Here is a 6,163-nt window from a genome sequence, read left to right as displayed (position 1 = left end):
AAGTGGAAGGCTGGCTCAAAGAGTTGACTCCTGCTCAGAAAGGAATCTGACTCCTTGTGTCAACATGACAGCGCCGCTTTTCCAGGCGGCGCTTGGCTTCCGTGGTTCGCGGCGTACGCAAGGGGAAAACCACACTCCCAAATAAGTTTCAATCCACTCCCGGCGGTAAGGTTGGAAGATTCGTCTTGTACTGCATGAAATAACCAATTCGTTAAAAAATCGTTGGAATCGCATGGTATAACCAAGGGGGAGCATTTGCTGGCGAGGAAATAGAATCACTTGCCGTTATCATTTGACGCTCGAAAAACCGATGATTGTCCAATCGAATGTTAACCTTTACACTTTGCGTGCGCTTTAACGACTTCAGACAGTGGCGCCAAAGCAATCCTGGCACGGAATAATACTTGGCCATCTACTATTCCAAAACAATGGTATTTTTCCTGTTGGCTATTGGTTTGCATCTCATCCTCTGGATTACTATCTTCCGGGGCTACCAATATATTAAGGATGTCATTACTTTTTAGGTTTTCGGTCAGAACCCGATCCAGGGAAATGTGGTGTTGGGTATATACCATAGGATCTGTTTCAAAGTCGTGGCCACGCGTATGGGCGCGTTCCAATAATGCGCAAGAAATATAACTCACGGGAAATAGCTCCGGAAATATCACTTTATTTTCCAATTCATCAAAATAATGGCTTGGATCCACCAGTGACCCAAGCAGAAAATTTTTTGCATTGGCAGTCATCATGTATTTTCGCTTGAGAAAATACGGTGTGCCTGTCACCGGTTTCCGATCCACGCACGAGTCCAGATTTGGTATTAACGTTAAATCCTCTTTCCCCAAAGTAAGCGCTTGGCGGGAAAGACGGTGATATCCCATTAATACGATTCCATTCTCATTTTTGATCATGACCCGATAGCTCAGTATTCCCTTGTCATGGTCCCACTTGGGTTTTTTGACGATTAGCTTAAAGGATTGGCCGGGTTTGAGCGCCCCGGCAAAATTGATCTGAAAATTACTACAACGCAATTCACGAATTAATTGGGGATTGGTATAACTTTCTTGTATTTCCCGCAGCGCTTCAGCCAACCAACATTCGGTCTGGAATCCCAATACAATAGGACCTTCGAAAGGATTATTCTTTAGTCTTCGCCATTTGACAGGATCATGGAAAAGATTGAAATCATCACTGGCAAAACGGGCTGTATCAATATGTAACTGAGTAAAGCAAGGCTGCTTGGCATTCATGTGGAAACCCCACTAATCCATAATTCCTATTGCCAAGCATAGTAAATATCTTCTTTATCTGTTGATATAAAACCCCGGCAATTATTTTCATCCTGAAATTTCCGAACACACCACAGGTTATTGCAATGACAATGACCCGCTTACGCCAGAATTAATAGAAAATATTCCAACATCCAGATCATTACGGTCAGTATTAAAAAATGCCGTTTGACTTCTGAAGACCGTCATGACGATTGGCATGGACAAAGCATTATCCAGTCCATCCGTTAACTGCTTGATAAGATTTTCTGGAACCCTGCCTTCCCCATCATCGGCAAACCGGCAATGGACGATGCGGGTGGTTATCTTGGTGGTAATGCCTCTCCCCCGTGGCGACCGAACTACCCGCCCTCCTGTATCTGGAATATCACCGTCTATTTCGGTTTTACTAGCCACCAATGAAACATTGACAATCCCCTGACCGTCATTTCCGTTCCACTGTATAGTCATTGCCGAATTAGGATCAAGCACAGCGGAGTTTGCGCTCAAATCAGGCGAAACCAGTTGCAGAGAGGCCGGTGCCTTCAATGACGCAGAAAATGGGCCAATCTGACTTCCTCCCTGACCAGAAAAGGTATAAACCGCCTTGGACAGGAAGAAATTATCTGGCATCAGGGCTTGATATAAAAAGTCGCTGGCCTCTGAAACACCTGGCCTTTGTTTTCTTTCAACTTTATCAGAAATCCGTGGCTGTATTCGGGGTACGGGAAGGGAAACACCTTGATCTGAAGTCACAACAAGTGGATCACCTGCATCAAGTGGCAAACTTGTGGAACAACTGGCACTCGGCGTTGGAAGGTCTGGGCCGCTGCCGGGTTTTTCTGAGATCTGTATGCGGCATTCATCCACAGGTTGACCATCCAGGGAAAAATCAGTGAGGTCGTCTGGCAAATTCCCCAAATTTTCATCTGCACACAACTCCATAAAAGAACCCGAGGCCACTCTGGAACTCATTGTCCCGTTCCCGGCCCTTTCTCTCGATCCAGCATGGCTATTAAATTCCGACAGACTCAAGACCCCAAATCGCAGTCTATCGCCAGCCGCATCGGTTGCTTTCGTTCCTGTTACTAACAGGGGCTGGGTGGCCAGAGAGATAAGTTTCAGTGTCCCCGGTTCAGTCAATGCCGCAGCCACTTGCCAGCGCCCCGGGGTTAGAGGGGCTGGGAAATTCCGTAGATCAGTTAATTTTATAGGTGAGACTTTTGCCCTAGAAGGTAGTGTAAAAGAGGGCAACCACGGCTTCAAATCCCTATTCCAATCAGGATACTCATAGACCGTGCCATCTGGCGCGATTAATCCCACATGGACATCGACCAGCATGGTCTTTTGATCCCCCTGTCCCGCCACCCAAAGGCCAGGGGGTTGGGTTCCCGGCTGATGGATTGTCTTATCCGAAAATACGCCAATCACGGCGTCCGCCCAAGAAAAATCAATACAAGAAAAAGCCAGAGCCGCGCAGGCAATAGTCTGTAGTGCTCTCGTATTCCAGGAGAGAACCTTGTTTGTTGTATTCATTTGTCATTAAAACCCAATCGCCTAACCTTTTCCCCATGAAACATGTCGTGGTCTTCCAGTTTCATATAATTTCTTCCGATACGCTTTTCAAATTCTTCCCGGCCTTTGGGATCGCCGCCGGTGATTTCTATGGCAATCAAACCATCGGAAGTGATATCCCGGATCACGCCCATCAGCTTGTATTTTTTATCCGGCAACGCCTTGCGCTCGACCCGGAAATCAAAACCAACTTCCTCTCCCCGCTGGAATTTCAAGTCAGGATGGGCTTCGCGAATCCATAAAAAGCCGCCGTGGCCTTTAATGGCGAAAGATTGGGTTGGTTTATAACGATGCAAAAATCCATCTTTCCAGACATAGGGCACGCATTTCAGCGGCCTGGCTTCCTTGGGATCAAAACTGAGCACATAGCCATTGGGTTTGATGGCTTTAATTGTGCCTTTTTGATAGATATCCCCGCATTCCCCCATCACCACATCGCCTTTTTTGAATAACACAGCATTGGCGTTAGCCGAGAAGAAAGCACAAAGGATCAGAAAGCCAGTAACCTGCCATCCATTAAACTTACTTAACGCAATGGAACCAAACAAACCTTTCATCATTACCACCTCCTACATCGTAAAAAAATGCAAAAACTGCCCCCAGGTAATAGTTGCCATTGTCTGCTTATCCAATTCAGTCTGCAAGTAGGATAGGTTCAAAACACAGGTCTCCGTCATCTATTCAAGCCGAAGCAGACCCCCTGCCCCTCCATTCAATCCTTTAGGTATTTAAATAACGTGGTCCTGGTTCAAGAAAACGTTTTTCTAAGCAAAAAGATTGTCAGACCATAAGCAGCGGCAGTAGCGGCGATCGACAACCCCAAACTCAAGTAGAACCCTGCCTTTCTTTCCAGTAGTTCCGGCAGCAGCAGGAAAAGCACCAATGATGGCAGCATCAATTTCATAATCTCGTGGGAGAATGCGATGATCCGCTGTGTATCGTGGGTTTCCCAATAGATCCATATCATGGCGATGACTGATACCAGGGGCACGGATGCCAAAACCGCCCCGATCAACGCATGGCGCTTGGCAATTTCCGAGATGATAACAATTAAAATCGCACTGATTACCAGCTTAGCCAGGTAATAACTCATAGCGCCTTTTTTTCCGGCGCTGATAGCGGCGCCACCAGGTTAAAGTGCCTGTCACCATCAATAGACTGGGAAACAATCCGCCAAGACATAACACCACCCTGCCCAAGGAGCCCATGGCCGAACCATTGTGCAGTAAATAGATCCATTGTTCCAGCCACGACCGGACTCCTTGATGGGGCGGTAATTGATAGGAAATCACCCTCCCGAGATAGGCGTCCACCGCTACCTTTACCCAGCCCTTTGGGGTATCGGCATAGCCTGGCCAATATAGTTCCAGCAGATAAAAATCATCCAGATTTTCAGGAAAGGACAAGCGCCTCGGTTGGCTCCCAGGGAAAACTGCCAAGGTCCTGTCTATGATGGTTTCCACTGACAATGGCAGGCGTTTGCCGGCATAAGGACTTTGGCTTGAATCCTGTTGAACCGTTGTTTTCTCTTCGTGCAACCAGGGCACCCACTGCGGGGGAATCGCCAAATACAGGCCTGTGGCAATACTAAAAAGCAATACCGGCGCGCTAAGCATCCCGCCCCAATGATGAAAATCCAATAGTTTCCCGCGGAACTTCGCCTTTCGCCAGGGCCACCACAAATACAGGCCGCTGATCACCGAAATGCCAAACACGCCACCTAAGACAGCAATCCAGCCTTTTCCCTGGCCGCCCAATAGCAAGGTCGAATGAAACCGGTAGAGCCAATCCTCCAGCCAGCGGCCACCCGCCTGCTCCAGGCGCAACAATCTGGGCTGATAAGGATCAATCCAGATGTCCACCGGTTCTGCCGCATCCAGGGTCAGATCATTGTTGAAATAAGTCACCCGATACGGTTCGCCTGTCTCTTGTGGAAAAGTCAGCGACCAACTGCCAGAGTCCTTCGAAAACAGGGAATAAGCCACCGCCATGATCCGGCTGATTTCCACCGGTGGGCCAGAACGTGACGGCGGTTGACCTGAGGGATGGAAAAGCTGATCCAGCTCCGCCTTGTAGATCAATACACTGCCACTCATGCCCACCAAGGCTATGAGCCAACCCAGGGACAAGGCGATCCAAATATGAATTTGAACCCATAACCGCCGCCCATGCATCCTGGTCTTGGTTCTTGCACGCTTCCCTGTTAGCCAACGGGAAGCAGCCTGGCTGCTCACGCCTTTCTTTCCAGTTCCAATTTCCCGCCACGAAACGCCATCAGCAGGAAAAACCACATCATGGCGAAGAATATGCCGCCCGCGCCCACCGCAGCGTAAGCCAGGAAAGGAATCTGCACATTATTGGTGGCGACTTGCAGCGGAATCCGGAGAATATCATCGCCAAATCCCGGTTCCTCGCCAAATTGGATCAGCAAGGCGTAATTTCCTGGCTTGTCGAAATCCACCGCCAATTCCGCCACGCCGTTGCTATAGATCCGCGCCGGGGTTTTCACCAAAGTACGGGTGATATTGTTTTGATCATTGTTATCGCTGGTCTTCTCCTCCACCACCCGCATGACAATGGGCATCTTGCGCACATCCCGGTCGATGAAATCAATGCCAAAATAGGTTTTGCCGGTTTGCGGCAGTTCCCTGCAGTAGGGCTGAAAATCCCGCTTGCGTTGATTACCGGAATCTTTGTCTTTATTGACACCGGGTTGAAAGGCATTGAAATGCACAATATAGAAACCGCTCGTCGCCATGCAGTCCGCCCCGCCGCTGCCTTTGGGCGGCGCCGCATGGCCTGTCAATGGAAGCAACAAAGCAAGCAATAACCACCTGTGTAATACTGTCATGGCTGTTCTCCTACAATAAAACGATAACGCCCGGTCACGATATGGCCATCGGCCGACTGCACCCGGTAACGCACCAGATATTCGCCTGGACGCAACGGTGACGCCAGGGTTGCGGTGACAATGCTGGGATCAAGGAAATCGCGGGAAGCATCTCCCGCGTCGACCCGGTGGCGATCCTTATCAATCACCGCCAGCGCCAGATAACGCTTGCCGATGGCGGCATCAAAACGCAGTTTGATCTGTTTGGGCGGTTTGGCCAGATGTTGGTTGTCTCCCGGCTCGGCCTCCACCAAAATCGCGTGGCTCCAAACCGCCTGGGAAAACAGTATCAACACACCCGTCAAAAGACTTTTTCGCATGAACAGGCTCCTGATTCTGGTTTTCTTAATGGATTTAGGTGCCAAAAACGTGCCAGATTTGGCATCGCAATCATGCGGCCTACAGGCGGGCAAGTCTTTGAAAGTGCGGG

7 protein-coding genes are annotated in these 6,163 nt (G+C 49.1%); all 7 read right to left on the bottom strand.

Going from position 1 to position 6,163, the window contains the following annotated elements; all coding sequences use genetic code 11:
• Window positions 1–329: 329 nt before the first annotated feature.
• The 7 genes from AXA67_01275 to AXA67_01245 all read right to left on the bottom strand — a co-directional run bounded on the left by AXA67_01275 (window position 330) and on the right by AXA67_01245 (window position 6,053).
• On the bottom strand, window positions 330–1,250 hold the full coding sequence (locus tag AXA67_01275) for a hypothetical protein (protein ID KXJ39599.1): 921 nt from the start codon (window positions 1,248–1,250) through the stop codon (window positions 330–332).
• A gap of 117 nt (window positions 1,251–1,367) precedes the next feature.
• Entirely contained in the window at window positions 1,368–2,804 is a 1,437-nt protein-coding gene (locus AXA67_01270) for a hypothetical protein (GenBank protein ID KXJ39598.1), read from the bottom strand.
• Window positions 2,801–3,403, bottom strand: coding sequence for a hypothetical protein (locus AXA67_01265; GenBank protein ID KXJ39597.1), 603 nt, complete (start codon window positions 3,401–3,403; stop codon window positions 2,801–2,803). Before AXA67_01265 ends, AXA67_01270 begins: the two co-directional genes overlap by 4 nt.
• Before the next feature lie 188 nt (window positions 3,404–3,591).
• Window positions 3,592–3,936: a hypothetical protein gene (locus AXA67_01260; GenBank protein KXJ39596.1), complete on the bottom strand. Its 345-nt coding sequence runs from the start codon at window positions 3,934–3,936 to the stop codon at window positions 3,592–3,594.
• Complete coding sequence (locus tag AXA67_01255; GenBank protein ID KXJ39595.1) at window positions 3,917–5,017, bottom strand: hypothetical protein; 1,101 nt, start codon at window positions 5,015–5,017, stop codon at window positions 3,917–3,919. The genes AXA67_01260 and AXA67_01255 overlap by 20 nt, the downstream gene beginning before the upstream one ends.
• A 56-nt stretch (window positions 5,018–5,073) precedes the next feature.
• On the bottom strand, window positions 5,074–5,694 hold the full coding sequence (locus AXA67_01250; GenBank protein ID KXJ39594.1) for a hypothetical protein: 621 nt from the start codon (window positions 5,692–5,694) through the stop codon (window positions 5,074–5,076).
• Complete coding sequence (locus AXA67_01245) at window positions 5,691–6,053, bottom strand: hypothetical protein (GenBank protein KXJ39593.1); 363 nt, start codon at window positions 6,051–6,053, stop codon at window positions 5,691–5,693. The genes AXA67_01250 and AXA67_01245 overlap by 4 nt, the downstream gene beginning before the upstream one ends.
• Window positions 6,054–6,163: the final 110 nt, after the last annotated feature.

The organism is Methylothermaceae bacteria B42, from assembly GCA_001566965.1.
Classification (GTDB): Bacteria; Pseudomonadota; Gammaproteobacteria; order Methylococcales; family Methylothermaceae; genus Methylohalobius.
Note: the sequence above shows the minus strand (reverse complement) of the source record. Positions and strands in the feature narration are given on the sequence as shown.